Annotated in this window: 27 protein-coding genes; 11 read left to right on the top strand and 16 right to left on the bottom strand. The window is 69.9% G+C overall.

Features of this window, described 5'->3' with window-relative positions; genetic code table 11:
- Window positions 1-50: 50 nt before the first annotated feature.
- Complete coding sequence (locus ACIBCK_RS29935; protein WP_399395236.1) at window positions 51-1,583, top strand: ricin-type beta-trefoil lectin domain protein; 1,533 nt, start codon at window positions 51-53, stop codon at window positions 1,581-1,583.
- 55 nt (window positions 1,584-1,638) lie between these two features.
- Here the strand turns inward: ACIBCK_RS29935 and ACIBCK_RS29930 are convergent, their stop codons facing one another.
- On the bottom strand, window positions 1,639-3,306 hold the full coding sequence (locus ACIBCK_RS29930; protein WP_399395234.1) for a fumarate hydratase: 1,668 nt from the start codon (window positions 3,304-3,306) through the stop codon (window positions 1,639-1,641).
- Between the two features lie 213 nt (window positions 3,307-3,519).
- Between ACIBCK_RS29930 and ACIBCK_RS29925 the strand changes: the two genes are divergently transcribed.
- Together ACIBCK_RS29925 and ACIBCK_RS29920 are read left to right on the top strand one after the other, a co-directional pair.
- Window positions 3,520-4,209 carry a DUF1707 domain-containing protein gene (locus tag ACIBCK_RS29925; protein WP_399395232.1) on the top strand — a complete coding sequence of 230 codons (690 nt, stop codon included), beginning with the start codon at window positions 3,520-3,522 and terminating at the stop codon, window positions 4,207-4,209.
- 126 nt (window positions 4,210-4,335) lie between these two features.
- On the top strand, window positions 4,336-4,716 hold the full coding sequence (locus ACIBCK_RS29920) for a WhiB family transcriptional regulator (RefSeq protein ID WP_361055699.1): 381 nt from the start codon (window positions 4,336-4,338) through the stop codon (window positions 4,714-4,716).
- A 97-nt stretch (window positions 4,717-4,813) separates the two neighbouring features.
- Here the strand turns inward: ACIBCK_RS29920 and glpX are convergent, their stop codons facing one another.
- Window positions 4,814-5,845 (bottom strand): class II fructose-bisphosphatase, encoded by a 1,032-nt coding sequence (gene glpX / locus ACIBCK_RS29915; protein ID WP_367044672.1) that lies wholly within the window; start codon window positions 5,843-5,845, stop codon window positions 4,814-4,816.
- A 208-nt stretch (window positions 5,846-6,053) separates the two neighbouring features.
- Between glpX and ACIBCK_RS29910 the strand changes: the two genes are divergently transcribed.
- On the top strand, window positions 6,054-6,572 hold the full coding sequence (locus ACIBCK_RS29910) for a DUF4245 domain-containing protein (RefSeq protein WP_399395230.1): 519 nt from the start codon (window positions 6,054-6,056) through the stop codon (window positions 6,570-6,572).
- 121 nt (window positions 6,573-6,693) lie between these two features.
- On the opposite strand, the gene ACIBCK_RS29905 is transcribed toward ACIBCK_RS29910, so the two are convergent.
- The 4 genes from ACIBCK_RS29905 to ACIBCK_RS29890 form a co-directional block, all read right to left on the bottom strand.
- Complete coding sequence (locus ACIBCK_RS29905; protein ID WP_399395228.1) at window positions 6,694-7,284, bottom strand: malonic semialdehyde reductase; 591 nt, start codon at window positions 7,282-7,284, stop codon at window positions 6,694-6,696.
- A 186-nt stretch (window positions 7,285-7,470) separates the two neighbouring features.
- Window positions 7,471-7,737 carry an exodeoxyribonuclease VII small subunit gene (locus ACIBCK_RS29900; protein ID WP_399395226.1) on the bottom strand — a complete coding sequence of 89 codons (267 nt, stop codon included), beginning with the start codon at window positions 7,735-7,737 and terminating at the stop codon, window positions 7,471-7,473.
- Between the two features lie 10 nt (window positions 7,738-7,747).
- Window positions 7,748-8,974 carry an exodeoxyribonuclease VII large subunit gene (xseA, locus tag ACIBCK_RS29895; protein ID WP_399395224.1) on the bottom strand — a complete coding sequence of 409 codons (1,227 nt, stop codon included), beginning with the start codon at window positions 8,972-8,974 and terminating at the stop codon, window positions 7,748-7,750.
- Window positions 8,975-9,650: 676 nt separating this feature from the next.
- On the bottom strand, window positions 9,651-11,075 hold the full coding sequence (locus ACIBCK_RS29890) for an APC family permease (RefSeq protein WP_399395222.1): 1,425 nt from the start codon (window positions 11,073-11,075) through the stop codon (window positions 9,651-9,653).
- Between the two features lie 84 nt (window positions 11,076-11,159).
- Between ACIBCK_RS29890 and ACIBCK_RS29885 the strand changes: the two genes are divergently transcribed.
- Both ACIBCK_RS29885 and ppgK read left to right on the top strand, forming a co-directional pair.
- Window positions 11,160-12,143 carry a 4-hydroxy-3-methylbut-2-enyl diphosphate reductase gene (locus ACIBCK_RS29885; RefSeq protein ID WP_399395220.1) on the top strand — a complete coding sequence of 328 codons (984 nt, stop codon included), beginning with the start codon at window positions 11,160-11,162 and terminating at the stop codon, window positions 12,141-12,143.
- Between the two features lie 35 nt (window positions 12,144-12,178).
- A complete protein-coding gene (gene ppgK / locus ACIBCK_RS29880; RefSeq protein WP_399395218.1) occupies window positions 12,179-12,922 on the top strand; it encodes a polyphosphate--glucose phosphotransferase in 744 nt (247 codons plus the stop codon).
- Between the two features lie 75 nt (window positions 12,923-12,997).
- Here ppgK and ACIBCK_RS29875 read toward each other — a convergent pair whose 3' ends face one another.
- Window positions 12,998-13,675 (bottom strand): DUF6542 domain-containing protein, encoded by a 678-nt coding sequence (locus ACIBCK_RS29875; protein ID WP_399395216.1) that lies wholly within the window; start codon window positions 13,673-13,675, stop codon window positions 12,998-13,000.
- Between the two features lie 197 nt (window positions 13,676-13,872).
- Here ACIBCK_RS29875 and ychF point away from each other — a divergent pair, with 197 nt between their 5' ends.
- Window positions 13,873-14,961: a redox-regulated ATPase YchF gene (gene ychF / locus ACIBCK_RS29870; RefSeq protein WP_399395214.1), complete on the top strand. Its 1,089-nt coding sequence runs from the start codon at window positions 13,873-13,875 to the stop codon at window positions 14,959-14,961.
- Between the two features lie 93 nt (window positions 14,962-15,054).
- On the opposite strand, the gene fusA is transcribed toward ychF, so the two are convergent.
- Window positions 15,055-17,154, bottom strand: a complete 2,100-nt coding sequence (gene fusA / locus ACIBCK_RS29865) for an elongation factor G (protein WP_399395213.1) — start codon at window positions 17,152-17,154, stop codon at window positions 15,055-15,057.
- A gap of 473 nt (window positions 17,155-17,627) precedes the next feature.
- Here fusA and ACIBCK_RS29860 point away from each other — a divergent pair, with 473 nt between their 5' ends.
- Window positions 17,628-18,269, top strand: a complete 642-nt coding sequence (locus ACIBCK_RS29860) for a hemerythrin domain-containing protein (protein ID WP_399395211.1) — start codon at window positions 17,628-17,630, stop codon at window positions 18,267-18,269.
- A 137-nt stretch (window positions 18,270-18,406) separates the two neighbouring features.
- On the opposite strand, the gene ACIBCK_RS29855 is transcribed toward ACIBCK_RS29860, so the two are convergent.
- On the bottom strand, window positions 18,407-18,676 hold the full coding sequence (locus tag ACIBCK_RS29855) for a hypothetical protein (protein WP_367044738.1): 270 nt from the start codon (window positions 18,674-18,676) through the stop codon (window positions 18,407-18,409).
- A 171-nt stretch (window positions 18,677-18,847) separates the two neighbouring features.
- Here ACIBCK_RS29855 and ACIBCK_RS29850 point away from each other — a divergent pair, with 171 nt between their 5' ends.
- Window positions 18,848-19,126, top strand: a complete 279-nt coding sequence (locus ACIBCK_RS29850) for a chaplin (RefSeq protein ID WP_367044739.1) — start codon at window positions 18,848-18,850, stop codon at window positions 19,124-19,126.
- Window positions 19,127-19,253: 127 nt separating this feature from the next.
- On the opposite strand, the gene ACIBCK_RS29845 is transcribed toward ACIBCK_RS29850, so the two are convergent.
- The 7 genes from ACIBCK_RS29845 to ACIBCK_RS29815 all read right to left on the bottom strand — a co-directional run bounded on the left by ACIBCK_RS29845 (window position 19,254) and on the right by ACIBCK_RS29815 (window position 23,696).
- The gene (locus ACIBCK_RS29845; protein ID WP_399395208.1) at window positions 19,254-20,126 is read right to left on the bottom strand and encodes a tyrosinase family protein; all 873 of its coding nucleotides are present in this window, start codon (window positions 20,124-20,126) and stop codon (window positions 19,254-19,256) included.
- A gap of 39 nt (window positions 20,127-20,165) precedes the next feature.
- The gene (locus tag ACIBCK_RS29840) at window positions 20,166-20,555 is read right to left on the bottom strand and encodes a tyrosinase family oxidase copper chaperone (protein WP_399395206.1); all 390 of its coding nucleotides are present in this window, start codon (window positions 20,553-20,555) and stop codon (window positions 20,166-20,168) included.
- The gene (locus ACIBCK_RS29835) at window positions 20,555-21,205 is read right to left on the bottom strand and encodes a vitamin K epoxide reductase family protein (protein ID WP_399395204.1); all 651 of its coding nucleotides are present in this window, start codon (window positions 21,203-21,205) and stop codon (window positions 20,555-20,557) included. Before ACIBCK_RS29835 ends, ACIBCK_RS29840 begins: the two co-directional genes overlap by 1 nt.
- 86 nt (window positions 21,206-21,291) lie before the next feature.
- Window positions 21,292-21,795: a DUF5949 family protein gene (locus ACIBCK_RS29830; protein WP_399395202.1), complete on the bottom strand. Its 504-nt coding sequence runs from the start codon at window positions 21,793-21,795 to the stop codon at window positions 21,292-21,294.
- Between the two features lie 264 nt (window positions 21,796-22,059).
- Window positions 22,060-22,341, bottom strand: a complete 282-nt coding sequence (locus ACIBCK_RS29825) for a hypothetical protein (protein WP_399395342.1) — start codon at window positions 22,339-22,341, stop codon at window positions 22,060-22,062.
- A 270-nt stretch (window positions 22,342-22,611) separates the two neighbouring features.
- Window positions 22,612-23,256 (bottom strand): hypothetical protein, encoded by a 645-nt coding sequence (locus ACIBCK_RS29820; protein WP_399395200.1) that lies wholly within the window; start codon window positions 23,254-23,256, stop codon window positions 22,612-22,614.
- Between the two features lie 200 nt (window positions 23,257-23,456).
- Window positions 23,457-23,696 carry a chaplin gene (locus ACIBCK_RS29815; RefSeq protein ID WP_399395198.1) on the bottom strand — a complete coding sequence of 80 codons (240 nt, stop codon included), beginning with the start codon at window positions 23,694-23,696 and terminating at the stop codon, window positions 23,457-23,459.
- A 371-nt stretch (window positions 23,697-24,067) separates the two neighbouring features.
- On the opposite strand from ACIBCK_RS29815, the gene ACIBCK_RS29810 reads away from it, so the two are divergent.
- Together ACIBCK_RS29810 and ACIBCK_RS29805 are read left to right on the top strand one after the other, a co-directional pair.
- Entirely contained in the window at window positions 24,068-25,216 is a 1,149-nt protein-coding gene (locus ACIBCK_RS29810; protein WP_399395196.1) for a glycosyltransferase, read from the top strand.
- The gene (locus ACIBCK_RS29805) at window positions 25,213-26,691 is read left to right on the top strand and encodes a sugar transferase (protein ID WP_399395194.1); all 1,479 of its coding nucleotides are present in this window, start codon (window positions 25,213-25,215) and stop codon (window positions 26,689-26,691) included. The genes ACIBCK_RS29810 and ACIBCK_RS29805 overlap by 4 nt, the downstream gene beginning before the upstream one ends.
- Window positions 26,692-26,694: the final 3 nt, after the last annotated feature.

Genomic DNA, 26,694 nt, shown 5'->3' with positions numbered 1-26,694 from the left:
CTCTTACCGACCAGTAAAAACCGTGGGTAACACCAAACCGGGGAGGCGCAATGAAGCGCATCAGACGCGGCCGCCGGAGCAGCCTGCGATGTACGTTCGCGGCGGCCGTGGCGATGGCGGCGGTAGTCGGGACGGCCGCCGCCATGCCGGCCCAGGCCGCGGAGGAGGGGAACAGGGCGCCGGTGTCCACGCCCCTGCCGCCCGAACTGGAGAAGATCAGGGCGGCCGAGGCCACCGAGCTCTACGGCGACCCGGCCGAGCGCCCGCTCGCCGAACGGAAGACCGGGCTCATCTCGCTCGGCGACAGCGAGATCTCGGGGGAGGGCGTCGGAACGTACGAACCGGGCACCGACGGCCCCGACAACTGGTGCCACCGCTCCCCGGACGCCGCCATCCACCGCACCGGTATCCCCGCCGACGTGACGTACAACGTCGCCTGCTCGGGGGCGCAGACCGTCAACATCAAGATCGGTGGCGAGCAGCAGTACCCCGACGAGCTGGTGCAGAGCGACAATCTCGCCGTCAAGGCGCGCAACACCAAGATCAAGGCGGTGATGCTCGTCATCGGGGCCAACGACGACCTTCAGTTCGCCCCCGTGATGACGGACTGCGTGACGCGCTTCCTGCTCAGCCAGGGCGCCTGCGCGGGCAAGTACAACGACGGCTGGCAGGCGCGGGTCGACGCGCTCGTGCCCAAGGTCGAGCAGTCCATCCGCGACCTGAAGACCGTCATGAGGGACGCGGGTTACGCGGGCGACGACTACAACCTGGTCGTCATGGGGTACCCGAGCCCGATCGGGCCGGACTTCCGTGACAACCCCAAGTTCCCCGGCAAGCTGATCTGCGGCGGCCTCGGTTACGACTCCGACACCGAGTGGGGCCGCAACTACGCCGTCCCCGCCTTCGAGACCGGCATGCGCAAGGCGGTCAAGGCCGCGGGCGCGACCTACCTCGACAACTCCCGCCTCTTCCACGGCCATGAGGTCTGCATGGAGGACACCTGGGCGCGCGGCCTCTACGTGGACCTCTCCAACCCCTTCCCGCCGGACTCCAATTCGGTCCGCCAGTCCTTCCACCCCAACGCCCGCGGCCACGCGGCCTTCGCCTCCTGCCTGACGCAGATCTACAACTCCGGCTGGAGCGAGGGTGGTTGCGCGGACCCGGCGAGCACGGGCAGCCCGAAGCTGTACCAGGGCGGATGGGACGACGCGTACAAGCCGCTGAAGAACGCGGGCACGGGGACGTGCGTGGATGCCGACGCCTCGAAGAGCCGTAACGGCACCAAGGTCCAGGGCTGGGACTGCACCGGCAACAGGAACCAGACGTGGTGGTACGACGCGGGGCAGAAGTCGCTGCACACCGGTCTGACGCAGGACCGGTGCGTGGATGTTCCGGGGACGGCGCAGGAAGGCACCGCCGTGACTCTGTGGAACTGCCACGGCGGGGCCAACCAGAAGTTCGTGCGTGAGGCGGGGACATTGCGTCCCGCCGCCGCGAGCGGGCTCTGTTTGACCCTGGCCGGGGCGAAGGAGCCGCTGCGGCTCCAAAAGTGCACCGGGGCGGCGAACCAGCGGTTCGCCTGAGCAATGAAGAGGGGCCCTCTCCCGGGAGAGGGCCCCTCTTGGCGCTGCGTACGTGCTAGGCCAGGCCAGGCCCCCGCACCGGGATGGACGTGAACGTCGGCTCCGGGGCCGGGTTCTGGAAGAAGTCGTTGCCCTTGTCGTCGACCACGATGAAGGCAGGGAAGTCCTCCACCTCGATCTTCCACACCGCCTCCATGCCGAGCTCCTCGTACTCGACGACCTCGACCTTCTTGATGCAGTCCTGGGCGAGGCGCGCCGCCGGGCCGCCGATCGAGCCCAGGTAGAAGCCGCCGTGCGCGTCACAGGCGTCGGTGACCTGTTTGGAGCGGTTGCCCTTGGCGAGCATGACCTTGGAGCCGCCGGCCGCCTGGAACTGCTCCACGTAGGAGTCCATCCGGCCGGCCGTCGTCGGGCCGAAGGAGCCGGAGGCGTAGCCCTCGGGGGTCTTCGCCGGGCCCGCGTAGTACACCGGGTGGTCCTTCAGGTACTGCGGCATCTCCTCGCCGGCGTCGAGGCGCTCCTTGATCTTGGCGTGCGCGATGTCGCGGGCCACGACGAGGGGGCCGGTCAGCGAGAGGCGGGTCTTCACCGGGTGCTTGGTGAGCTCGGCGAGGATCGCGTCCATGGGCTGGTTGAGGTCGATCTTCACGACGTCCGCGGACTCGTCCAGGTGGGAGTCCTCGGTCTCCGGCAGGAAGCGCGCCGGGTCCGTCTCCAGCTGCTCCAGGAAGACACCTTCGGCGGTGATCTTCGCGGTCGCCTGGCGGTCGGCCGAGCAGGAGACGGCGATCGCGACGGGCAGCGAGGCGCCGTGACGCGGCAGACGCACCACGCGCACGTCGTGGCAGAAGTACTTGCCGCCGAACTGCGCGCCGATGCCGATCTTCTGCGTCAGCTCGAAGACCTTCTCCTCAAGATCCTTGTCCCGGAAGCCGTGGCCGGTCGGGGAGCCCTCGGCGGGCAGCTCGTCCAGGTAGTGCGCGGAGGCGTACTTCGCGGTCTTCAGGGCGAACTCCGCGCTGGTGCCGCCGACGACGATCGCCAGGTGGTACGGCGGGCAGGCGGCCGTACCCAGGGAGCGGATCTTTTCCTCCAGGAACTTCATCATGGAGGCCTCGTTCAGAACGGCCTTCGTCTCCTGGTAGAGGAATGACTTGTTGGCCGAGCCGCCGCCCTTGGCCATGAAGAGGAACTTGTAGGCGCCACCGTCGGTCGCGTACAGCTCGATCTGGGCCGGGAGATTGGAGCCGGTGTTCTTCTCCTCCCACATGGTCAGGGGAGCCATCTGCGAGTAGCGCAGGTTCAGCTTCGTGTACGCGTCGAAGACGCCCTTCGAGAGCGCCTTCTCGTCCTCACCTTCGGTGAGGACGTTCTGGCCGCGCTTGCCCATGACGATGGCGGTGCCGGTGTCCTGGCACATGGGGAGCACGCCGGCGGCCGCGATGTTCGCGTTCTTGAGCAGGTCGAGCGCCACGAACTTGTCGTTGCCCGACGCCTCCGGGTCGTCGACGATGCGCCGCAGCTGGGCCAGGTGCGCGGGCCGCAGATAGTGCTGGATGTCGTGGATCGCCTCGGCGGCGAGCGTGCGCAGCGCCTCCGGGTCGACCTTGAGGAACGTCCGCCCGTCGGCCTCGAAGGTGGAGACACCCTCGGCGGTCACCAGCCGGTACGGCGTGGTGTCCTCTCCCAGGGGGAGCAGATCGGAGTACTCAAACTCTGGCATTACGGCCATTCCTCACTCGGCAGACAGCGGCGCGGCCTCCATTGGCGACGCGCCAACCAGCGTAGAACGCCACAGGACGGCCGGGTCTGTGAGGTAAGGCTCAGTAGCGCCCGTCCGGTGTTGCCGCGAGCGCTCGCCCGGGGTCGCGCGGGTGTGCGCGGGTTGTCCACAGGGGGTAGTCGCGATCTATCGCGTTTGGGTACGCTGAGTGGTGTGGACCTAGAGAAGCGCCCTCAGCCCCCCGAGCAGACCCACCCGGAACCGCAGCCCACAGGCATGCGCGCGTCGGACGCCGACCGGGACCGCACGGCGGACATCCTCCGCGAGGCCCTTGCCGAGGGCCGGCTGACCGCCGAGGAGCACGGCGAGCGGATCGACGGGGTCTATCGCGCCAAGACCATGGGTGAACTGGAGCCGCTGGTCAGCGACTTGCCCGCGGCGGGCGGTGCCGCGCGCCCGACGGTGACTCCCGAGCCCGTCCCCTCCCGGCCCTCGGACGGCGTGGTGCCGCCGGTCGCCGACGAGAACCTGGTCGCGGTCTTCAGCGCCTCGGTCCGCAAGGGACGCTGGCGCGTGAGCCGCCGCATGCACGCGTACGCGATCTTCGGCAGCGTGGAGATCGACCTCAGCGAGGCGATCTTCGAGCAGCGCCAGATCGTCATCAGGGCGATCTCCGTCTTCGGCAACGTCGAGATCCGCGTCCCGGAGAACGTCTCGCTGCGCGGGAACGGCACGGGCGTGCTCGGCAACTTCGAGGTGGACATGCTCGATTCGGCCGAGCGGGACGCGCCGGTCGTCTTCGTCGACGGGTTCGCGGTCCTCGGCAACATCGAGGCGAAGGCGAAGCGGGGCAAGCTCGTCCGGGACCTGCACAAGCACCTGCGCAAGCATCTCGGCCACTGAGGGGCGCATTAGGGCCACTGACGGCGCGAAGTTCCGCTAATCGGAACTCAGTGCATAGGCGCATGCACAGCGGGTAGAGCTGCTGCATCGTCTCTCGCTCGCGAAGCCGTCGTCAGGAGTAGACCCGTGCTGCAGCCGTCGCATCAGTCCCTGCAGGTCGCCGCCGTTCCGGCCCAGCGTGGACCAGTGCGAGATCGCAACCAAGACGCCCCATGGCACACCGAGGCGGTGTGCCGACGAGACGAGGCCGGGCTGTTCTTCGCCCCGTCGAAGGAACCGACCGCCTCACGCCTGTCCCGGGAGGAAGCCGCGAAGCGCGTCTGCGGCGGCTGTCCGGTGATGGTCGAATGCCGGGAGCACGCCCTGCTCCAGCCCGAGCCGTACGGCGTCTGGGGCGGCCTCACGGCCGCGGAGCGCCGCGTGGTGCTGGCCAGGCGCCGACGCCGCGAGGTCGAGCTCAAGAAGGCCGCGCACACGACCGCGGGGCCGATCGCCGCCGCCGGATAGGCCTGTTCCTCTGTACGCCGAAGGGGGCGTCCCCCGCACGGGGCGCCCCCTCCGGTGTGCGCAACTCGCGCTCTATGAAGCCTACTTGGCGGCTCGGCTACTTGGCGCGGTCGAAGTCGATGGCGCTGTAGGCGCGCAGCTTCGCGAGGCGGTGGTCGGAGTCGATCTTGCGGATCGTGCCCGACTTGGAGCGCATGACCAGGGACGAGGTCGAGGCCTTCTCGGCGGCGTAGCGCACGCCTTGGAGCAGCTCGCCGTCGGTGATGCCGGTCGCGACGAAGAAGACGTTGTCCCCGCGGACCAGGTCGGTCGTCGACAGCGTGCGGTCCAGGTCGTGTCCCGCGTCGAGCGCGCGCTGGCGCTCCGCGTCGTCCTTGGGCCACAGCTTGCCCTGGATCGTTCCGCCGAGGCACTTGATCGCACAGGCCGAGATGATGCCTTCGGGGGTGCCGCCGATGCCCATGAGCATGTCGACGCCGGTGCCCTCGCGCACGGCCATGATCGAACCGGCGACGTCGCCGTCCGAGATGAACTTGATGCGCGCGCCGGTCTCGCGGATCTCCTTGACGATGCCCTCGTGGCGGGGGCGGTCGAGGATCATGACCGTGACGTCCTCGGGCGAGCGGCCCTTGGCCTTGGCGACGCGGCGGATGTTGACGGACGCCGGGGCGTTGATGTCCACGTAGTCGGCGGCTTCCGGGCCCGTGACCAGCTTGTCCATGTAGAAGACCGCGGACGGGTCGAACATTGCACCGCGGTCGGCGGCGGCGAGCACGGCGATCGCGTTCGGCATTCCCTTCGCGCACAGGGTCGTGCCGTCGATCGGGTCGACGGCGATGTCGACCTCGGCGCCGGTGGTGTCACCGATGCGCTCTCCGTTGAAGAGCATCGGGGCCTCGTCCTTCTCGCCCTCACCGATGACGACGACGCCGTTCATCGAGACGGTGGAGACGAGGGTGCGCATGGCCCTGACGGCGGCACCGTCGGCGCCGATCTTGTCGCCGCGGCCGACCCAGCGGCCGGCGGCCATGGCGGCGGCCTCGGTGACCCGGACGAGCTCCAGGGCGAGGTTGCGGTCGGGAGCCTCGGGAGAGACTTCGAGCTCGGACGGGAGATGATGCTCGGTCATCGGAGCGCACCTTTCTGCTGATACGACGACGGCCGGATGAGGGTGTGCGACGACTCTATCCGTAGGTCGACAAAATGAGCAGAGGGCCCCACGCATGAGCGGATAGGGCGGTCGGGCTCAAGCGGAAAGTGCGCTCGGGCTCAGGCGGATCGGCGCTTGGGGAGCACCGGGGGAAGCGCGTTGTCCGGGGCCTGAGAACATGGGGGGCGTGGCAGGCAGACAAGGCAAGCAGACCGTACGGAACATGCTGTGGTCGATGGCGGTGATCGCCCTCGTGGCAGGCGCGATGTACCTCTTCATCCCGCACGACGACTCCAAGAGTCCCGTCAAGCGCGTCGACTACCGCGTGGAGCTGCTGTCCGCGCGCCGGGCGGCGGCGTATCCGGTGGTCGCCCCCGAGGGCCTGGCCAAGACGTGGAAGCCGACGTCGGTGCGGTTCGACGGCTCCAAGGGCGACAGCTGGCACCTGGGTTTCCTCGACCCGTCCGGTGAGTACGTCGTGGTCAAGCAGTCCACGGCCAAGCCGGTCAAGTTCATCGAAGATGCCACGCAGCGGGCCGTGCGGACGAAGGCCACCGAGAAGATCGGCGGCCAGACGTGGCACCGCTACAAGGGCCAGACGTACGACGCCCTGGTGCGCGAGGACAAGGGTGCGACGACGGTGGTTGCGGGTACGGCGTCGTTCGGTCAGCTGACGGAGATGGCGCAGGCGCTGAAGACGTCCTGAGTCTCTCGGGTGGCCTGAGTCCTTCGGGTGGTACGAGTCTCTCGGGTGGTACGAGTGAGGGCCCCGGCGGCAGTCGCCGGGGCCCTCACTCGTACTGCCTGCTCGTCGGCAGGCGTCACTCTCAGACGGTCTGGATGACCTGGTCGAGCTCGAGGCGCGGGGAGCGCGGGAACCAGGCGTTCTCGGCGGGCTTGCCGATGTTGACGACCATCAGCGGGGTGTGGTCGCCGTCCAGGAACTCCTTCTGGACGCCGGCGGCGTCGAAGCCGGTCATCGGGCCCGCGGCCAGGCCGGCGGCGCGCACGCCGATGATGAAGTAGGCGGCCTGCAGCGCGGCGTTGAGGTGCGCGGCGCCCTCGCGGGCCGGGCGCTCCGAGAAGAAGACGTCCTTGGCCTGCGGGAAGTGCGGGAACAGCGTCGGCAGCTCCTCGTGGAACTCGTTGTCCGCGGAGAGGATCGCGACGAGCGGGGCGGAGGCGGTCTTGGGCTGGTTGCCCTCGGCCATGTGCTGGACCAGGCGCTCGCGGGCCTCGGGCGAGCGGACCAGCGTGATGCGCAGCGAGGACAGGTTGAAGGCGGTCGGGCCGAACTTGACCAGGTCGTAGATCGCCTGAACCTGCTCGTCGGTGACCGGCTCATCGGTGAAGGAGTTCGCGGTGCGGGCCTCGCGGAAGAGCAGGTCCTGTGCGGCGGGGTCAAGGACGAGAGACATGGATCAACCTTCTCGGTGCGTCGTGCGTGGATCAGCTTGCTTCGTCGACCGTACGACGCTGCGGTTTAATCTTCAACCAAATCGGCGGTTTGGTGATCCGCTTCACAACGCACCAGGTCAGGGGGCGAGGATCTGCGGCGGGTCGTGCGGTGCCGAAGTGCCGACGCGCTAGTCGCGCTAGTCGCGCTAGTCGTCCTGGGCGTCCGCGCCCTCGTTCGCGTCGGCGTCCCCGTCGGGACCGGCCAGGGCAGCGTCCAGGCGGGCGCGGGCGCCGTCCAGCCAGCGGCGGCACACCTTCGCCAGTTCCTCGCCGCGCTCCCACAGGGCGAGCGACTCCTCGAGCGTGGTGCCGCCGGTCTCCAGGCGGCGTACGACCTCGATGAGCTCGTCCCGTGCCTGCTCGTAGCCGAGTACGTCCGCCGGGCTCGTGGCCTCGTCCGTCTTGCTGGTCATGTGCCCCACCCTAAATGTCGGTTCGTGTGGTCTCTGTGGCCCGTACGGTGAACTCGCCCTCGGCGACCCGGGCCCGCAGCTCCTCGTCGGGGGCCACGTCTTCCGGGGCCCGCACCACGGCGCCGTCCGCCTTCTGCAGCACCGCGTACCCCCGCTGGAGCGTCGCGGCGGGGGAGAGGCCCACCACGCGCGCGTGGGTGTGCGTCAGCTCCGACTCGGCGCGGTCGAGGAGATGCCCGAGCGTGCGGCGGCTGCGGTCGACGAGCGCGGAGACCTGCTCCTCGCGCTCCTCGATCATGCGGTGCGGATTCTCCATGGAGGGGCGGGCGAGGGCGTGCGCGAGGCCGCGGTCCTCGCGGTCGAGGAAGGCGTCCATGCAGCGCCGGGCCCGGTCCCGCAGCCACCGCACGCGCTCGTACTCCTCGCCGACGTCCGGCACGACCTTCTTGGCGGCGTCGGTGGGGGTGGAGGCGCGCAGATCCGCCACGTAGTCGAGCAGGGGGTTGTCCGGCTCGTGGCCGATCGCGGAGACGACGGGCGTACGGCAGGAGGCGACGGCGCGTACGAGCTGCTCGTCGGAGAACGGCAGCAGGTCCTCGACGCTGCCGCCGCCGCGGGCCACGATGATCACGTCGACGGCGTCCAGCGAGTCGAGATCCTTCACGGCCTGCACGACTTGCGTTACGGCGTGCACGCCCTGGACGGGGACGTTACGCACCTCGAAGCGGACGGCGGGCCAGCGGTGCCGGGCGTTTTCGAGTACGTCCCGCTCGGCGGCGGAGGCGCGTCCGGTGACGAGGCCGATGAGCTGGGGAAGGAAGGGCAGCGCCTTCTTCCGGTCGGCGGCGAAGAGCCCCTCCCCGGCGAGGCTCTTCTTCAACAACTCGATGCGCGCGAGCAGTTCACCCACACCGACGGGCTTTATCTCGACGGCCCGCAGGGACAGCTGCCCCCGGGGTGCGTACCACTCGGGCTTGGCGTGGACGACGACTCGGGCGCCCTCGGAGACGAGGTCCGCCACGGCGTCGAACACCTGGCGGTAGCAGGTGACGCTGACGGAGATGTCGTGCGAGGGATCGCGCAACGTCATGAATACGACGCCGGCGCCGGGCCTGCGGGACAGCTGCGTGATCTGCCCCTCGACCCACACGGCACCGAGCCGATCGATCCACCCCCCGATGAGCCGCGACACCTCACCCACGGGCAACGGGGCATCAGCGGACGTATTCAAAGCCATGCCCGGAGCGTATAACCCACCACCGACACCCCAACCCCCACGCACACCCACGAAGCCCACCCTCAGCCCTCAACAACCGCGGCCCTATGCCCGCACAACTCCCGAGCGCGGACCTCCGCTCGGCCTCGCCCCGCACAACTCCCGCGCCCCGGCCCCCGCCCGCGCGGCTCCCGCGCCCGGGGCTCTACCCGGGCCCCCACCCGCGCGGCCCCTGCCCGGCCACTCTTGTCCGCCCGTCTGCTCAACTAGCGCTATCGAGGCCCGCCCCGGCACTCGCACCACCCACCCACCCACCCACCCGCCCACCCAGCTCCCGAGCACGCACCTGACGGCCAGTCGCCCCACCTGCTCAGCTTCCGCCCTGCGCTCACCGCCCCGCCCGGCCACAAGCTCAACCAGTGCCGGCACAACCAGCGCTCCTACATCGAGGACCGGACGCGGAGTATCGGGTGGGTGGGCGGGAAAGATCCGCCGCGAAGCGGCGGTTCAGGCCCCGCCAAGGCGCCCCCGCCAGGCTCAGCGGCGGTTCAGGCCCCGCCAAGGCGCCCCCGCCAGGCCCAGCGGCGGTTCAGGCCCCGCCAAGGCGCCCCCGCCAGACCCAGCGGCGGTTCAGGCCCCCGAAGGCCCCCCGCCAGCCCCGGCCCCCACGCCCCCGGCGGGGCCAACGCCGACCAAGTCAGTGACCCCCCGGCGGGGGCGGGAAAGCCCCCCGGCGACCCCGCTGGCCGAACAGCACCGCGAGCCCCGCGGCGAACCACACCGCCCCCACCACCTGCGCAGCCCCCGAAGCCTCGACAATCACGGCAATGGTGATCGCCGCCCCCAGCACCGGCACCAGAAGATGCCGCCACCAACTGACCGCCCCGCCCCGCTTCCGTACCGCGAACCACCCCACCACGCTCGCGTGCAGCAACACGAACGCCGTAAGCGCCCCGACATTCACCACCGACACCAGGTGATCCATCCCGTCGTCCCGCCGAGCCGCCCACACCGCCGCCACCATCGTGATCACAGCCGAGCACAGCAACGCGAGCCGAGGCGTCCCCGAATCCGTCCTCGACAGAGCCCCCGGCAGCCGCCGGTCGCGAGCCATGGCGAACAGGAGCCGCCCCGCCGCGGCCTGCCCGGCCAGCGCGGCGAAGGCCGCACCGATCGCCTTGCTGACGGCCACCAGGTCATGGAGCCAGTCCCCGACCGCCGAGTCGACCGCATCGTAGAAGGCGGACCCCTGCTTGGCCGGCTCGGCGGCCAGCTGCGCCGACGACATCGGTTCGAGCAGAGCGACCAGATACGTCTGGGCGACGAACAGCACACCCGCGAGCGCCAAGCAGCACAGCACCGCCCGCGCCACCTTCGCCGAGCCCCCCGTCACCTCCTCCGCGAACGAGGCGATCGCGTCGAAGCCCAGATACGACAGCACCGCCACCGACACCGCCCCCACCACGGCACCCAGCGCGAACGCCCCCTGCGAGCCGTCCCCGCTCAGCGGCGAGAGCCAGTCCCGCTGCGCCCCGTCCTGCGCAAGGACGACGATCGCCGACACCACGAAGACAAGGAGGACCACGATCTCCATGGCGAGCACCAGGAACCCGACCCGCGCGGCCGCCCGTACGCCCCACAGGTTCAGCGCGGTCGTCACCAGGACCGCGATCGCCGTCCACACCCACCGGGAGACGGAGGGCACGAGCGCCTCCATCGCGATCCCGGAGAAGAGATAGGCGACGGCCGGGATGAGGAGATAGTCGAGCATCGCCATCCACCCGGCGATGAACCCGGGGCCGTTGCCGAGCCCCACGCGCGCGTAGGCGAAGACGGAACCCGCCTGGGGGACCACCTTCACCATCTGGGCGTAGCTGAATGCGGTGAACGCCATCGCGACCGTGGCGATGAGGTAGACGAGCGCCACCGCGCCGTGCGACTTGGCGTCGAGCGTCCCGAAGACGCCGACCGGCGCCATTGGGGCGATGAACAGCAACCCGTAGACGACCAGATCACGGAAGCCGAGACTGCGCCGAAGGCCGTCGCCCTCGGCAGCGGGGGCGGTGTGGGCGCCGCCCGTCGTGTCTGAGTCGCCGGGGTTCCCGGACTGGTTACCGGACATCGTGCCTCCGTAAGTGAACGCAGGCCCCCAGTCTCCCCAAGAAGCCGATCTTTGACGCGCTGGGCTCGGCCTTACGATGGGGGCATGACTGCTTCGACTCCTGCCCGCCGAGTCCTGCTCGCCGCCCCCCGCGGCTACTGCGCGGGTGTGGACCGTGCCGTGATCGCCGTCGAGAAGGCCCTTGAGCAGTACGGGGCCCCGATCTATGTCCGCCACGAGATCGTGCACAACAAGTACGTGGTGCAGACCCTGGAGAAGAAGGGGGCCATCTTCGTCGACCAGACGGCGGAGGTCCCCGAGGGCTCCATCGTCATGTTCTCCGCGCACGGAGTGGCGCCGACGGTCCACGCCGAAGCCGCCGAGCGGAAACTGGCGACGATCGACGCGACGTGCCCCCTGGTCACGAAGGTCCACAAGGAAGCCGTCCGGTTCGCCAAGGACGACTTCGACATCCTCCTGATCGGCCACGAGGGCCACGAGGAGGTCATCGGCACGTCCGGTGAGGCCCCCGACCACATCACGCTGGTCGACGGCCCCGACGACGTCGCGAACGTCGAGGTCCGCGACCCGGACAAGGTCGTCTGGCTCTCCCAGACCACCCTCTCGGTCGACGAGACCATGGAGACGGTCGACGCCCTCAAGACCAAGTTCCCGGGCCTGATCTCCCCGCCCAGCGACGACATCTGCTACGCCACGCAGAACCGCCAGGTCGCGGTGAAGAAGCTGGCGGAGGACGCCGAGCTGGTCATCGTGGTCGGCTCCAAGAACTCCTCGAACTCGATCCGCATGGTCGAGGTCGCCCTCGACGCCGGCGCGGCCGCCTCGCACCTCGTCGACAACGCCGAGGAGATCGACGAGGCCTGGCTGGAGGGCGTGACCACGGTCGGCCTCACCTCGGGCGCCTCGGTGCCCGACATCCTGGTGGACGGCGTCATCGAGTGGCTCGCCGAGCGGGGCTACGGGGACGTGGAGACGGTGAAGACGGCCGACGAGTCGATCACCTTCTCGCTGCCCAAGGAGCTCCGCCGCGACCTGCGCGCCGAGGCCGCCGAGCTGTCACAGAAGTAACGCGGCTGTCGGAGGGTGGCCGTACGGTGGGTCTCATGCAGATCTTCGGTGTGGACATCGGCGGATCAGGGATCAAGGGCGCGCCCGTTGACCTGGACCGTGGAGACCTGGCACAAGAGCGGCACAAAGTACTGACCCCGCACCCGGCCACGCCCGACGGCGTGGCCGACAAGGTGCGGGAGGTCGTCGAGCACTTCGGCTGGACGGGCCCGATCGGCGCCACGTTCCCCGGCGTGATCACCGACGGTACGGCGCGCACCGCGGCCAACGTGGACAAGAGCTGGATCGGCACGGACATCGAGAGCCTGGTGTCGGACCGGCTCGGCGGCGACGCCCCCATCACCGTCCTGAACGACGCGGACGCGGCGGGCGTGGCCGAGATGCACTTCGGGGCGGGCCGCGGCCGGACGGGCACGGTCATCCTGCTCACCCTCGGCACGGGCATCGGCAGCGCCCTGTTCACCGGCGGCCGCCTCGTCCCGAACACCGAGCTCGGCCACCTGGAGCTGCACGGTCACGACGCGGAGAAGCGGGCGTCGTCCAAGGCCAGGGAGGACGAGGACCTCAGCTGGGAGCACTGGGCGCACCGCGTCCAGAAGTACCTGGCGCACGTGGAGATGCTGTTCTCGCCCGAGCTCTTCATCATCGGCGGCGGCGTGAGCCGCAAGTCGCACAAGTTCCTGCCGCTGATCAAGGACATCAAGGCAGAGATCGTCCCCGCGGAGCTGCAGAACAACGCGGGGATCGTGGGCGCGGCGATGGCAGCGGCGGAGAAGTAACCACGCGGACGCGGGAACGCGGCCTCCCCGGCGGGTGCCCATCTCCCCGCCGGGCCCCAGGCTCGCGCGATGGACTCACGCGGTGGGCATACGCCGCTTGGCCACTCCCCGCGACCCCGCGCCCATCCCCGCCCCAGTTCCCGGCCCCGGCCCCTGCCCCGGCCCGGCTGCGGCGGGGGAGACGGCCCGAGCCCGGCGCCGCTGCCCCATGAGCTTGATCCGGCGCCCGGCCACGATGAGAGCGGCGACGATCGTCCCGCCGTACAGCCAGCCCGCGTGCAGCGCGAGCGCGGTGATCAGCCCCATGAAATGCCCGCTGAAGCCGCCGCCGTTGCCCCCGGAGATCGGGATCAGACCCACGGCGAAGGCGATCGGCACAGCCACCGGCGCGGTCACCAGATCGGCGGGCCGCACCCAGAACGCGGTGAGGATGCTCACGGGCACGAACAGAACCCCGTACGCGACGGCCGAACTGCCGAAGAGCAGCCACAGCAGACAGGCGAGCAGGAACATCACCGTGGCGCAGAAGAGCCCGCTGCCGAGCCCCGTGAGGCGCGGGTTCGGCATCGCGCGCAGCCTGCGGTAGAGGGGCAGCGCGCGCAGTTTGCGTACGAAGGGCGGGGCCGGGCGGCGGGGGCGGGGTGCGGCGCGGTAGACCGCCGCCGCGTCGGATGGCCTGCCCTGCGGCGGCAGGGGCGCGGTGCGTCGCGGCCGGGCCGGAGACTGGGGGGGACGCGTCCTGTGTTGCTCCACCGGACCAACCTAGGTCGAGCCATACCGATAATCCTGCATGGGACACGCCCTTTGGCCGACCTTGGCCAAGCGTTCGATACAAGTCCGGTACGCCGACGAGTGCGGGGCCCGCACGCCGTAGACTGGGGGATCGCCCTACGGTCGCTCCGGCCCTCCGGGCCGTCCACCCACAGCACTCACGTACGGGAAGTCGCAACGTGTCGCTCACGATCGGAATCGTCGGCCTGCCCAATGTCGGCAAGTCGACCCTTTTCAACGCCCTGACCAAGAACGACGTCCTTGCGGCCAACTACCCGTTCGCGACGATCGAGCCGAATGTCGGCGTGGTAGGAGTCCCGGACCCCCGCCTCACGAAACTGGCGGAGATCTTCAGCTCCCAGAAGGTCCTCCCGGCGACGGTCGACTTCGTCGACATCGCGGGCATCGTGCGCGGCGCGAGCGAGGGCGAGGGCCTGGGCAACAAGTTCCTCGCGAACATTCGCGAGTCGGACGCGATCTGCCAGGTCATCCGCGCCTTCAAGGACGAGAACGTCGTGCACGTGGACGGCAAGGTCTCGCCCAAGGACGACATCGAGACGATCAACACCGAGCTGATCCTCGCCGACCTCCAGACCATCGAGAAGGTCCTCCCGCGCCTCCAGAAGGAATCGCGCATCAAGAAGGACATCGCTCCGAAGGTGAAGGCGGTGGAGGAGGCCCAGGCGATCCTGGAGAAGGGCGACACGCTCTTCTCGCAGGGCATCGTCCAGGGCTCGGGCCGGGAGGAGCTCCTCCACGACCTCCACCTCCTGACGACGAAGCCCTTCCTCTACGTCTTCAACGTGGACGAGGACGAGCTGACGGACGACGCGTTCAAGGCCGAGCAGAGCGCCCTGGTCGCCCCCGCGGAGGCGATCTTCCTCAACGCGAAGCTGGAGTCGGACCTCGCGGAGCTGGACGAGGAGGAGGCCCTGGAACTCCTCCAGTCGGTAGGCCAGGAGGAACCGGGCCTCGCCACCCTGGCCCACGTGGGCTTCCGCACCCTGGGCCTCCAGACGTACCTGACGGCGGGCCCGAAGGAATCCCGAGCCTGGACGATCCCGAAGGGCGCGACGGCCCCCGAGGCGGCCGGCGTGATCCACACGGACTTCCAGAAGGGCTTCATCAAGGCCGAGGTCATCTCCTTCGAGGACCTGGTCGAGACGGGCTCGGTGGCAGAGGCCCGCGCGAAGGGCAAGGCGCGCATGGAGGGCAAGGAGTATGTGATGCAGGACGGGGATGTGGTGGAGTTCCGGTTCAACGTGTGACCGGACCAGCCGACACCACGCCGTCGGCACGGGGATGGCCCCGCTCTCACGAGCGGGGCCATCCCTTTGTGCAAGGCGGGGCCATCCCTGGCGCTAACGGGCCGGGGCCTCGGTGAACACACCGACCGGCACCCCCGCATACCCCACCCCCCGAGTAGAGAACGTCCCCCTCCCCTGGGTGCGGCTGCGTAGGCGGGTTGCGTAGCCGAAGAGTTCGGACAAAGGCACCGTTGCCGTGATCGTGGCTGTGCCGGAGCGCGTGGTTGAGTTGGTGATCCGGGCTCGGCGGGCCGCCAGGTCGCCGAGTACTCCGCCCACCGCCTCCTCCGGGAGCGTTGCCGTCAACTCCACCACCGGTTCCAGGAGTTGCAGCACCGAAGCCCGGAGTGCCGCACGCAGGGCGAATCGGCCCGCCGTGCGGAACGCCATCTCCGAGGAGTCCTTGGAGTGGGTCGCCCCGTCGGTGAGCGTGACCCGCAGGCCCGTCACCGGGTGGCCGCCCAGGGGGCCCTCGGCGAGAGCGTCCCTGCAGCCTGCCTCCACCGCGCGGATGTACTCCTGCGGCACCCGGCCACCCGTCACCGTGGCGTCGAACGTGAAGGTGTGAGCCATGCCCGGTTGCGCCTCCAGAGGTTCGACGTCCAGGACCACATGGGCGAACTGCCCTGCCCCGCCGTCCTGTTTGACGTGCCGGTAGACCAGACCCGACACCCCGCGCACGACCGTCTCGCGGTACGCCACCTGCGGGCGGCCCACGCCGACCTCGATGCCGTGGGCGCGGCGGATCTTCTCCACCGCCACCTCCAGGTGCAGTTCACCCATGCCGGAGAGCACCGTCTGGCCCGTCTCGCGATCGACCCGTACCGCCAGCGACGGGTCCTCCTCGACCAGACGCGCCAGTGCCGAGGACAACCTGCCGGTGTCCACGCTCCTTTGCGCCTCCACCGCCACCGAGACCACCGATTCCGCCACCGTGGGAGGTTCAAGGACCAGGGGCGCCGCAGGGGAGCACAGCGTGGTGCCGGCGCGGGCCGTCTTCAGGCCCACCACGGCCACGATGTCGCCGGCCGTCGCCCGGTCCAACTCCGCGTGGCGGTCGGCCTGTACGCGCAGGATGCGGCCGATCCGTTCGGTGCGGCCCGTGCCCGCGTCCATCACTGTCTCTCCCTTCGCGATCGTCCCCGAATACACGCGCACGTACGTCAGCCGCCCCGTCGCCGTCGCGTTCACCTTGAACGCCAGGCCCGCGAACGGCGCCCCCGGATCGGCCGCACGCTCCTGCACGGTCTCGCCCAGCGTCCCGCGTACCGGCGGAACGTCCGTCGGTGACGGCAGGTAGGCCACGACCGCTTCGAGCAGCGGCTCGATGCCGCGGTTCCGGTAGGCGGAACCACACAGCACCACCACGCCCCCACCGCTGAGGGTGAGGTCGCGCAGCGCGGCCGTCAGGGTGGCGGTGGTGAGCGTCGATGTCGTGCAGTACTCCTCCATCGCCGCCGGGTGCAGTTCCGCCACCCTCTCCTCCAACTCCCGTCTGCGTGTGCGGGCTTGGATGATCTGGGCCTCGGGGATCGGTGTTGTCTCGTACGAGTCGTTGCCCGCCTGCCAGAGCAGTGCGCGCATGCCCAGCAGGTCCACCACCCCGGTGAACTCGTCCTCACGACCGATCGGCAGCTGCACCACCAGCGGGACCGTGTGCAGGCGTTCCCTGAGCGACGCGACCGCCGTGTCCAGGTCCGCGCCCGCGCGATCCAGCTTGTTGATGAACGCGATCCGCGGCACGTCGTACCGATCGGCCTGGCGCCACACCGACTCGCTCTGCGGTTCGACGCCCGCGACGGCGTCGAACACCGCCACCGCGCCGTCGAGCACCCGCAGCGAGCGCTCCACCTCGTCGGCGAAGTCGACGTGACCCGGGGTGTCGATCAGGTTGATCCGGTGCCCGTCCCAGGCGCAGCTGACCGCCGCCGCGAAGATGGTGATTCCCCGGTCGCGTTCCTGCGCGTCGAAGTCGGTGACGGTCGTGCCGTCATGGACCTCACCTCTCTTGTGGGTGGCGCCGGTCAGGTACAGGATCCGCTCGGTGACGGTCGTCTTGCCGGCGTCGACGTGGGCGAGGATGCCGAGGTTCCGGACGTCGGTCGATGAACTGCCAGGCTGAAACGGGGGGTTGGTGTTGGTGTTGGTGCGCACGGCCCTTGGCCTTTCGGTGTGATGCGGGGCGGGGCAGCGCGATTGAGGGCGGGACGGAGCCGGACCGAGGACGACGACCTCCTTGCCCGGACAGGTGCCCAAACAGGTGCCCGGACAGGCAGAGGCTCGTTGGTACGTCGGAGGGTTCGCCCCGAAGGTTCAGTGACGGCCGCGCAGCCGGCACCGCACGCGCGAAGACACCAGGATCACGTCGAACCGCGACCGGGGAGCGCAGGCAGCTGTGCGGTGACGCATGGCCCGGCTCCTCCCTCACTGGCTGATCATTCGGCTGCCCGAAGTCTAGGCAGCCGTGACCGTGCACCGCATCGGAATATCGCCGCCGCACCGGAATATCACCGGCCGGTGGGCGTTGCGGCCGTTCGCGGCAGCCGGGTTACGCGAACGCCCCCGGCGCGGCCGTCGGTCGAGGCAAGATCGTGACGCACGCCGCTGACCTGTGAGGAGCGACATTCATGACCGAGTCCATCGCCCATCTGCCCTCGGGTCACCAGACGATGCTGCTGGCCCACCGTGCCATGGTGCGCGATCTCGACCGCGTGGCCCGCAGCGCCGAGCAGCTCGCCCGTACCCCCGACGCCGAACAGGCCGCCGCCCTCCTCGACTACGTGGACAAGCTGTTCCAGGTGATCGAGCACCACCACGAGGGCGAGGACGACTACCTCTGGCCTCGGCTACGTGAACTAGGCGCAGACCAGGAGGCGTTGGATCTCATGACCGCCGAGCACGAAGAGCTGGCGAAGGTCCTGCACACCTGGCACGAGACAAGTGAACGGCTCGGCACGGACCCCGCCGTCGCGACGGAACTCGCCAGACGTACGGAGGAGGTGCGCGAACAACTGGCGGGGCACGCGGGTGACGAGGAGCGCGAGCTGCTCGGCCGCCTCGCCCCGGCGCTCGGCCAGCAGGTCTGGAAGGGCTTCGCGACCCACATGCGCAAGACGGCCCCCGGCTGGACGCTGCGCTTCATGCCTGCCTGGCTGCTGTCGGTGGCAGGACCGGGTGAACAGGGCGGCGTCGCGGCGGCGCCGATCGGCCGACTGTTCAGTGGCTGGCTGGAGAAGCGCCAACGAGCCGCCTTCGGCGACAACTACTGAGATCCATTACTAGATCCCATAGATCCCATAGATCCATTACTAGATCCACCGGGCCGCCGGCGTCGGCCATGCGTGAGGCGGGGCCGGGACCGCTCGGGCCCGGCCCCGCCTCTCCTCGCACGTGAGACGTGCGGTTACTACTGGATGCCGCCCAGCAGACCCGTGACCGGCGCGGCCATGTCGGTCAGCTGGTGCAGCTGCTGCAGCTCGTACAGACCGTTGAGTCCCTTGAGCTGCTCGGTGACGGACGGCACCTCGGCGCGGTGCTCCTCGGGGATCGAGGACGCGGCGAGCGAGTCGATCGTGCCGGTGGGGGAGATGGGGGCGGCGCTCGCGGCGGGCGCGGCAAGGGCGGTGGCGCCCGCTGCGAGAGCGAGGGCGGCGGCCATGCGTCGTGTTGAGATCATGTGATGCGCAACGGATCGGAACAGCGCTGGACACGGTCGCCCGGACGAATTCACCGACGATTTCACCAATGATGTACCGATCGGTGCCGTTACCTGCGGTCGATGACGCCGTTGAAGGGACAGTAGGGCCGCGTACATGCGGCTGTACTCGTCAATTCAAAGGAGAACGTGATGTCTCGCATCGCGAAGGCAGCCGCTGTTGCCGTCGGCACGGGCGCCGTGGTGCTCAGTGGCACCGGTATGGCCATGGCTGACGCCGGCGCCGAGGGTGCGGCCGTGGGCTCGCCCGGCGTCCTTTCGGGCAACCTCGTCCAGGTCCCGGTCCACGTCCCGGTCAACGTGTGCGGCAACACTGTGGACGTCATCGGGCTGCTGAACCCGGCCTTCGGCAACACCTGCGTGAACGCCGACGGCGGACACAAGGGCGGCCACGGCGGCTACGGCAGCTGACCCCCGTACGTGAGCCCCCGGCGGTCGACGGCCGCCGGGGGCTTCGTCATGCCGGTCACGCGTATCGGTGGATGCCCCGGCACGCGTAACGATGGATGCCCCGTCACGCGTAGCGGTAGATGTCCCGTCACGCGTAGCGGTAGATACCACGGTGGCTGATCAGCTGGTCCGGCTTCGCGTCCCACGGCGGCATCCCCTCGTAACGCGCGCAGATACGGCCGCGCGGCGGACCGTTCCCGGCCCGCGGTGGCTTCTCGGGCAGGTAGGGCGCCGAGCGGGGGTGGCGCGCCTGCCAGCGGTCCCACAGCAGGTCCACGAAGGCGTGGTTCAGCCAGAAGACGGGGTCGTTGACCGACGCGCCGCCAAGCATGTGCCCGCCGACCCAGCGATGGACGCGGTTGTGGTTGCGCCACTTGCTGTTGCCGATGCCGGACGTCCACCCCTCCAGCTTGTTGCGGAAGCCGGTGGACGAGGTGGAATCCCAGGGCGCCTTGTCGTACAAAGGGTCGCGCATCGCCCGGGACAGCTCCGCCTCGGTGGGCAGCTCGATCGGGTTCTGCGGCCGGCCGAAGTCGCGCATCAGGAAGTCACCGCTCGTCTCCCCTTCCTTGATGATCCAGGCCCCGTTCGTGCGGGCGAACGGACCGGTCATGACCTGCCGGTCGGTGCGGCGCCCGTTGCCGCCCATGAGCCCGCTGCCCCAGAGCGAGGCGCCGGGTGCCCTGTCCGCCGTCCAGTCCCAGTACGGGACGGTCACCGCGGAGTCCACCCGTTGCAGGGCCCGCTCGAACTCCAGGAGGAACCGGCGGTGCCAGGGCAGGAACGAGGGCGTCATGTGGGCCACCCTCAGTCCGTCGTCCCCGTCGGACACGTAGTGCTCGATGTGGACCCGGACGAACTCGTCGTACTCGCCCTTGCGTTTGAGCTCCAGCAGCGCGTTGACGAAGCGCCGCTTCTCGGCGCTGGTGAGCCGGGCCTGGTTCTTGCGCGTGTGGACCACGTCGGTTCGCTCCTCCGGTCCGGGCGTGCGGGGCGGTGATCAGGTGTGCACGGCGCGCAGTTGTTGTCCGGGGCCGAGTTCGTCCACTGCCCTGCGGGTGGCGATGAGAGGCGTCGGATACGACTGGTAGTGGTCGATCATGCTCAGATAGCCACCGTCGGCGCGTCGTATGAGGTGGAGCGGGCGGCCGTCGACGGTGATGTCCCAGGAGGCGCCCGTGTGGGGGCCGTTCGCGGCGGCTTTCGACCCGCGGATGTGCCAGCCCGCGTAGATCTCGTCGAACGAGCCGTCACCGAGGTCGTCGGACGGCGGGTCCTGAGCCGGTTGCCTGGTCCACCAGTGGAGGGCGGCCTGCCCCGTCACCGCGGTGACGGCGACGGCGATGAGGTTCCGCATCGTGGCTCTGCGGGTGAAGGATGTGATCGGCATCAGCTGGTCCAGAAGTCCCACCAGCGGGTGAGGACCAGCATGCCGATGATGCCGACGTGCAGCACCGGAAGCACCCAGGTGAACTCACCGAAGAACGTACGCAGCCAGGGCTGCGCGGGCAGAAGGCCGTTACGGACGTTGAACGAGGTGACGTACCAGAACATGACGATCGTGGCGACCCAGGCCAGGCAGCACCACAGGCACAGCGAGTTGATCTCGTACAGCGACTGGTACATCAGCCAGGTGCAGAACCCGACGCCGAAGAGCATGCCCGCGTTCAGCGTGAGCCAGTACCAGCGCGGGAAGCGCGCACGGCCCAGCAGACTCATGCCGACACAGATCACGACGGCGTACGCGGCGATGCCCAGCATCGGGTTCGGGAACCCGAAGACCGACGCCTGTTCGCTCTTCATGATGTTGCCGCAGGAGACCACCGGGTTGAGGCTGCACGCCGGCGTGTAGTCCGGGTCCTCCAGGAGCTTGAACTTGTCCAGGGTGATGACCCACGCCGCGAGCAGCCCCGCCGCTCCCGTGATCACCAGAAGCAGCGCGAGCGCACGGCTCCCACCGGTGTCACCGGACGGCGGATCCACCCGCCCTAAAGGGGCTTCGGGCTTACGGGCCTCAGGAAGAGACGTCTTCGTGTACATCGCTGCGATCCTCACTGGGTTCACCGGGGCCCGTCGGTTCGTCCCGAGCGGCGGGCCCCGGTCGTGTGCGGGCTCCGGTGCGGCTCCTAGCCGCGCAGGCTCTTCGCGGTGAGCAGGCAGTGCGCGGACCGCGTCATCGTCTCCTCGGTGCCCGCGAACGCCGCGAGTGCCTCCTCGGAGAGGGGTACGCCGGGCTTGGCCTCGGGCCAGGGGCGCGTGGTGAACATGAAGTAGGCGTGCCCGCGCTCGCCCACCGCGGCGAGCCACTCCGGCGGTACGACGCACTGGGCGTTCAGGTGCGGCATGTTCAGTACGGCCTGGCCTGCCTCGACGAGGAGGGTAACGGGCAGGCTCGGATTGCGGGAACTCTCCACGACGGGACCGCCGATAGGGAGTCCGGTGTTCTCAAGGAGGAGCTCGATGGCTTCGGTCGCGCCCTCAGGACCGCCTTCGCCGTCGCCGAGCGAATAGGCGAGCAGGAAAGGCATGTCCTTCTCGTCCTCGGGGTGTTCACCACTCCAGGCGACCACCGTGAGGGTGCCCAGATCGGCGGCTCGGAAAGTGCGGGTCTCGCTCGATGTCGACGTCATCCCGGAACCGTATCGATGTGTCCTGATTCCCCGACTACGGCTGTCACTTGTTTGGGTGAGTACGGGCGAGCGATCACACGATCGGGGCACGCGCGGCTCGAACTCCGGCTCCCCGCAGTCGAACTGAGGGGCAACGGCGGAGAAGGGGCGGCCCGGGAAAGGCCTGAGGGCCGGTTCCGCAGAATGTTTCCGCGGAACCGGCCCTCACTGTCGCGTGTTGTTTCACCGCGGCAATTGCACCGAATGAAGGAGCGGGAAAGAGCTCTACTTCGAGACGGGAAGTCCGCCGAGGAGCTTGCCGGCGCCGCCGCCCGCGTGCAGGCTCTTCGCCGCACCCGAAACGGTGTTGACGACCGAGTCCTTGTTCTCGGTGTCAAGGGCGTTGGTGGCGAGCGGGGCCGCGTCGAGCTGCGACGAGTGGGCGGCGAGCGTGTCGACTGCACCGTTCAGGCTGGTGGGCGTGAGGTCGGCGGCAAAGGCGGGTGCGGCGGCACCAGCGATGACCATGGATCCGGCAACGACGGCGGCAGCCTTCAGGGGCTTCATCATGTTCCTTTCTGCGGCGACGGACGGTCGCCAGAGGGGATTTTCACTTCGCCATGGGTAACGAGCGCTGTGTACGGCGGAAACTCTGTGCGGCGGAAAATCCCGGAACCCACCCGAACGAAGGCGGGGTCTTTTTCTCGTATGAGATGGACACGTGCGCGAGATGGACACGTGTGAGATGGACACGTGTGAGACGGCACGTGCGGTACGGGCACATGAGAAACCCGTCGCGCCGGACGGAGGTCCGACACGACGGGCAGGGGGCGACGCTCAGGAAGCCGCGGGCTCCTTCGGCAGGGCCGGCAGGCCTGCCAGGTCGGGCGCGGGGAGGCCGCCGCCGACCAGCGTGGCGGCGAGGACGTTGACGAGACCGGTGAGCACGGGCGGGACCGCACCCGCCGCCTTCGCGGCGTCGCCGCCGGTGGCCGCCTTGAGCAGGGCGTCGACCGTGGTCTGCAGCGCCTTCAGGGCGTCGGCCTTGGGGTCCGGCGCCGCCTTGTCGGTGCCGGACGGGGCCTGGGGGAGCGCAGGGGCCTGCGGCACCGTGGAGGTGTCGGGAGCGGCCGGTGTCTGGGGGAGCGCCGGTGTCTGGGGCGCCGCGCCGGTGGCCTCCGTGATGGCGTCCTTCGCCGAAGCGGTGAGCTTCGTGGCGTCCGCCTCGGGAAGTTGACCCTTCTCGGCCTTGAGCACGGCGGTGAGCAGATCGGTGACCGGGGTGAGGACGCCGCCGACGTCGCCCAGGGTCTTGACCTGGGCCAGCAGCTTTTCCACGTCGGGGACGGGCTCGCCGGCCGCTTGCCGGGTGCTGCCATGCGAGGAGTCGCTCTCGGCTGCGATGGCGGGAGCGGCCGCCCCGAGGAGGAGCGTGGCGGAGAGGACGGTGGTCGCGATACGCCGTACGGGCAGAGCGCGCATGGATGTTCCCTTCGGTGATGCGTCTCGGTGCTGTGTCGGATCTTGTGTTCACCGTGAAAGCGGTGGACATCGGCCGCAACCGAGCGACTGCCATTCGGGGGCATGGCGCACACCGGGGGTGTGGAGGGGAACGCAGGACGGCCGTCCTCCTCGGGGGAGAACGGCCGTCGCGCAGAGCGTGCAGCGGTGCTGCCGGAGCGTCAGGCGTTGACGCAGGTGTTGCCGAACGCCGGGTTCAGCAGACCGATGACGTTGACGGTGTTGCCGCAGGCGTTGACCGGCACGTGGACCGGGACCTGGACGGCGTTGCCCGAGATGACACCGGGGGAGTTGACGGTGGCACCGTGGGCACCGGAGTCGGCGGCGGCGACGCCGGCGCTGCCGGCCATGGCGGCCACGGCAACGGTGGAGAGGGCGAGGGCCTTCGCGGTACGCGACATGGAGTGTTGCTCCTTGGTCAGTTGATGCATCGGCAGGGCGGGGTGCCCGGCGCATGGATCAACGGACTTCGCCCGCAGGGGTTGTGGGCCCAAAAGGGTGATCTGCTGGCGCAGGGTTAACGCGACGGCCCCCGCGCCCGTGTTCCGGGAAGGCTCCGTGCGTTACGCACTTCACGATTCCGACACACTTGTCAGCCTTCCTGGATTAATGCAAAAAGCGGCTAGTGTTGCTCTCCTCCTGAAGCCATTTGAATGAACAAGTGCGGGAAGTTGCGAGTTGCGTGTGACTGTCGCATGAAATTCTCGCTCCTGGTTCGGAACCTTTCCCGAAAGGGCAACGCCGGTCATGCGTTATTCCGTGCGGCTCTCCCATGTCATCAACTGACCCCCGGCTGAGCGTCCTTCACGTCTCGCAGCCCGTCGACGGCGGAGTGGCCCGCGTGGTCACCGACCTGGTGAAGTCCCAGCTGTCCACCGGGATGCGGGTCGACGTGGCGTGTCCGGACCGTGGCGGCCTGCCGGCTGCCGTGCGCGGCACGGGATGCGGTGTCCACAGGTGGGCGGCGACCCGCTCCCCGGGGCCGGGCCTCGCGGACGAGGTCCGGCGCATCTCCCGCATCGTCGACGAGCTCGGGCCCGACGTCGTGCACGCCCACAGCGCCAAGGCCGGACTCGCCGCCCGGCTCGCCCTGCGCGGCATGGTGCCCACGGTCTTCCAGCCGCACGCATGGTCCTTCGAGGCCGTCGGCGGCGTGACCGCGGGGCTCGCCCGGCGGTGGGAGCGCTTCGGGGCGCGCTGGGCCACGCACGTGGTCTGCGTCAGCGAGGCGGAACGGCGGACCGGGCAGCGGGCCGGGATCGAAGCGCCCTGGTCCGTGATCCCGAACGGGGTAGACGTCGAGCGCTTCCGGCCCGAGGCCGCCCAAACCGCGCGCACGGCTCTGGGGCTCTCCCAGCGGGAGCCTCTGGTGGTGTGCGTGGGACGGCTGTGCCGGCAGAAGGGACAGGACGTCCTGCTGCGGGCCTGGGCCGCGGTCGCCGAGCGGATGCCGCTCGCCCGCCTCGCCCTCGTGGGGGACGGACCCGACGCGGCAGGACTGCGGGAACAGGCGCCCGCATCCGTGCGGTTCGTCGGAGACGTCCAGGACGCCGCCCCCTGGTACCGGGCGGCCGACCTCGTGGTGCTGCCGTCCCGGTGGGAGGGCATGGCGCTCGTACCCCTGGAGGCGATGGCCTGCGCACGGCCCGTGGTGGTCACCGACGTGGACGGCGCGCGCGAGAGCCTGCCGCCCGGCCTCGCGCCCCATGGCCTCGTCCCCCCGGAGGACCCGGAGGCACTGGCGCGCGCCCTCCTCGGACTGCTCGGCGATCCGCCGCTGCGTGAATCCCTCGGCCGTGCGGCGCACCGCCACGTTCTGAACACCCACGATGTGCGGCACACCGCGGAAGCTGTCGCGTCCGTGTACCGCGAGCTACTGGACGTGGGGCCCATCAAGAGCAGGGAGTCCAGCAACCCGTGAGTGCGGAACGAACCGTCGCCCCTGCCGCGCAGCCACGGGCGGCCGACCAAGCCATCGCCACCGCCTCGGTCATCCCACCCCGCGGGGGCGGGGGGCTCCGTAGGACGAGCAGCAAACGGGGGCCTTCGGCACGCCGCTCATCGGTCCTGCCCCTGCTCACCGTCGACTGCGCGGCCGCCCTCCTGGGGACCGTGCTGCTCACCGGGGCGCAGCGCCACCCCCTGCTGGTGGTCCTGCTGCTCGCCGGGGTGACCGGCCTGAACGCACGCGCCGCGCTGTACCGCCCGCTCGCCGTGCCGAGCGCCCTCGACGAACTGCCCTCGCTGGCCTGGCAGGCCCTGCTGAGCTGGTGCGCCGTGGGGCTTCTGGCCGCGAGCACCTCCGTACTGAGCCCGCTCTCCCTGGCCACTCTGTGCACGGCGGCGGCGCTCCAGAGCGTGCTGAGCTGCGCGGGCCGCGGCGCCCTGTACTGGTGGGCCCGCAGAGCGGTGCTCCGGCAGCCGCGCCCGGCCCTGGTGGTCGGCCCCTGCTCCGTCGCGCGGCGCGTGGCGGACGCGGTCCTGCGCCACCCGCAGGCCGGGGTGCGGCCCGTGGGCATCGTGGGGGAGGCGCCTGCCGGGCGCACGGAGTCCGATGGCGCCGAACTGCCGGTGCTCTCCACGATCGAGGAGCTGCGCCGCGCGGTCATCCAGAACGCCGTGCGCACCGTTCTGGTCGTCGGACCGACCCCCGGCCCCGAGCAGATCGGGTGGCTGCGGACGCTGAGCGGTTCGGGCTGCGACGTATGGGCGATCGACGCGACGCAGCCGCCGGGTTACGACGCGCCGGGGCGGCAGGCGAGATCCGCGCGGCTCGCCGGGTTCCCCTGCCGGCCGCTCGTGCCCGTGCGGCGCAGCCACTTCAGTGTCAGCAAGCGTGCCCTCGACCTCGTGACCTCGGGGGCCCTGCTGCTGCTCATCAGCCCCGTCCTCCTCACCTGCGCCGCGGTCCTGCGGGCCACCGAAGGGCCCGGGGTGATCTTCCGTCAGGAGCGGATCGGCAGAGGCGGGCGGCCGTTCACCCTGCTGAAGTTCCGCACCCACCGTCCCGCGGACCCGCACGAGGCGGCGACCAGGTGGACCGTCGCGGGCGAGCAGCGCATGAGCCGCTTCTGCCAGTTCCTGCGCCGTACGTCGCTCGACGAGTTCCCCCAGCTGTGGAATGTCCTGCGGGGCGACATGAGCCTGGTCGGACCGCGGCCCGAACGACCTTATTTCGTCGGCCAGTTCAGCAAGGCACACCCGGGTTACGCCGAGCGCCACCGCATGCCGACCGGTATCACCGGGCTCGCCCAGATCCAGGGGCTGCGGGGCGACACCTCGATCGAGGACCGGTGCCGCTTCGACAACGCCTACATCGACAGCTGGTCGTTCTGGCAGGACCTGTGCATCCTGCTGCGCACCGCCGCGTCCCTCGTACGCCCGACGGGGAGCTGACCC

The organism is Streptomyces sp. NPDC051218 (assembly GCF_044455475.1).
Taxonomy (GTDB): Bacteria; Actinomycetota; Actinomycetes; order Streptomycetales; family Streptomycetaceae; genus Streptomyces.
This window is presented reverse-complemented; position numbering and strand designations above follow the sequence as displayed.

What these genes read in the sequence shown, in the direction of transcription:
- ACIBCK_RS29885 (WP_399395220.1), top strand. Translation starts at nt 11,160, where the DNA reads ATGACTGCTTCGACTCCTGCCCGCCGAGTCCTGCTCGCCGCCCCCCGC.
- ACIBCK_RS29860 (WP_399395211.1), top strand. Translation starts at nt 17,628, where the DNA reads ATGACCGAGTCCATCGCCCATCTGCCCTCGGGTCACCAGACGATGCTG.
- ACIBCK_RS29900 (WP_399395226.1), bottom strand. Translation starts at nt 7,737, where the DNA reads ATGACCAGCAAGACGGACGAGGCCACGAGCCCGGCGGACGTACTCGGC.
- ACIBCK_RS29840 (WP_399395206.1), bottom strand. Translation starts at nt 20,555, where the DNA reads ATGCCGATCACATCCTTCACCCGCAGAGCCACGATGCGGAACCTCATC.
- ACIBCK_RS29810 (WP_399395196.1), top strand. Translation starts at nt 24,068, where the DNA reads ATGTCATCAACTGACCCCCGGCTGAGCGTCCTTCACGTCTCGCAGCCC.
- ACIBCK_RS29835 (WP_399395204.1), bottom strand. Translation starts at nt 21,205, where the DNA reads ATGTACACGAAGACGTCTCTTCCTGAGGCCCGTAAGCCCGAAGCCCCT.
- ACIBCK_RS29890 (WP_399395222.1), bottom strand. Translation starts at nt 11,075, where the DNA reads ATGTCCGGTAACCAGTCCGGGAACCCCGGCGACTCAGACACGACGGGC.
- glpX (WP_367044672.1), bottom strand. Translation starts at nt 5,845, where the DNA reads ATGACCGAGCATCATCTCCCGTCCGAGCTCGAAGTCTCTCCCGAGGCT.
- ACIBCK_RS29850 (WP_367044739.1), top strand. Translation starts at nt 18,848, where the DNA reads ATGTCTCGCATCGCGAAGGCAGCCGCTGTTGCCGTCGGCACGGGCGCC.
- ACIBCK_RS29825 (WP_399395342.1), bottom strand. Translation starts at nt 22,341, where the DNA reads ATGAAGCCCCTGAAGGCTGCCGCCGTCGTTGCCGGATCCATGGTCATC.
- ACIBCK_RS29815 (WP_399395198.1), bottom strand. Translation starts at nt 23,696, where the DNA reads ATGTCGCGTACCGCGAAGGCCCTCGCCCTCTCCACCGTTGCCGTGGCC.
- ACIBCK_RS29930 (WP_399395234.1), bottom strand. Translation starts at nt 3,306, where the DNA reads ATGCCAGAGTTTGAGTACTCCGATCTGCTCCCCCTGGGAGAGGACACC.
- ppgK (WP_399395218.1), top strand. Translation starts at nt 12,179, where the DNA reads ATGCAGATCTTCGGTGTGGACATCGGCGGATCAGGGATCAAGGGCGCG.
- xseA (WP_399395224.1), bottom strand. Translation starts at nt 8,974, where the DNA reads ATGGCTTTGAATACGTCCGCTGATGCCCCGTTGCCCGTGGGTGAGGTG.
- ACIBCK_RS29830 (WP_399395202.1), bottom strand. Translation starts at nt 21,795, where the DNA reads ATGACGTCGACATCGAGCGAGACCCGCACTTTCCGAGCCGCCGATCTG.
- ACIBCK_RS29855 (WP_367044738.1), bottom strand. Translation starts at nt 18,676, where the DNA reads ATGATCTCAACACGACGCATGGCCGCCGCCCTCGCTCTCGCAGCGGGC.
- ACIBCK_RS29905 (WP_399395228.1), bottom strand. Translation starts at nt 7,284, where the DNA reads ATGTCTCTCGTCCTTGACCCCGCCGCACAGGACCTGCTCTTCCGCGAG.
- ACIBCK_RS29935 (WP_399395236.1), top strand. Translation starts at nt 51, where the DNA reads ATGAAGCGCATCAGACGCGGCCGCCGGAGCAGCCTGCGATGTACGTTC.
- ACIBCK_RS29820 (WP_399395200.1), bottom strand. Translation starts at nt 23,256, where the DNA reads ATGCGCGCTCTGCCCGTACGGCGTATCGCGACCACCGTCCTCTCCGCC.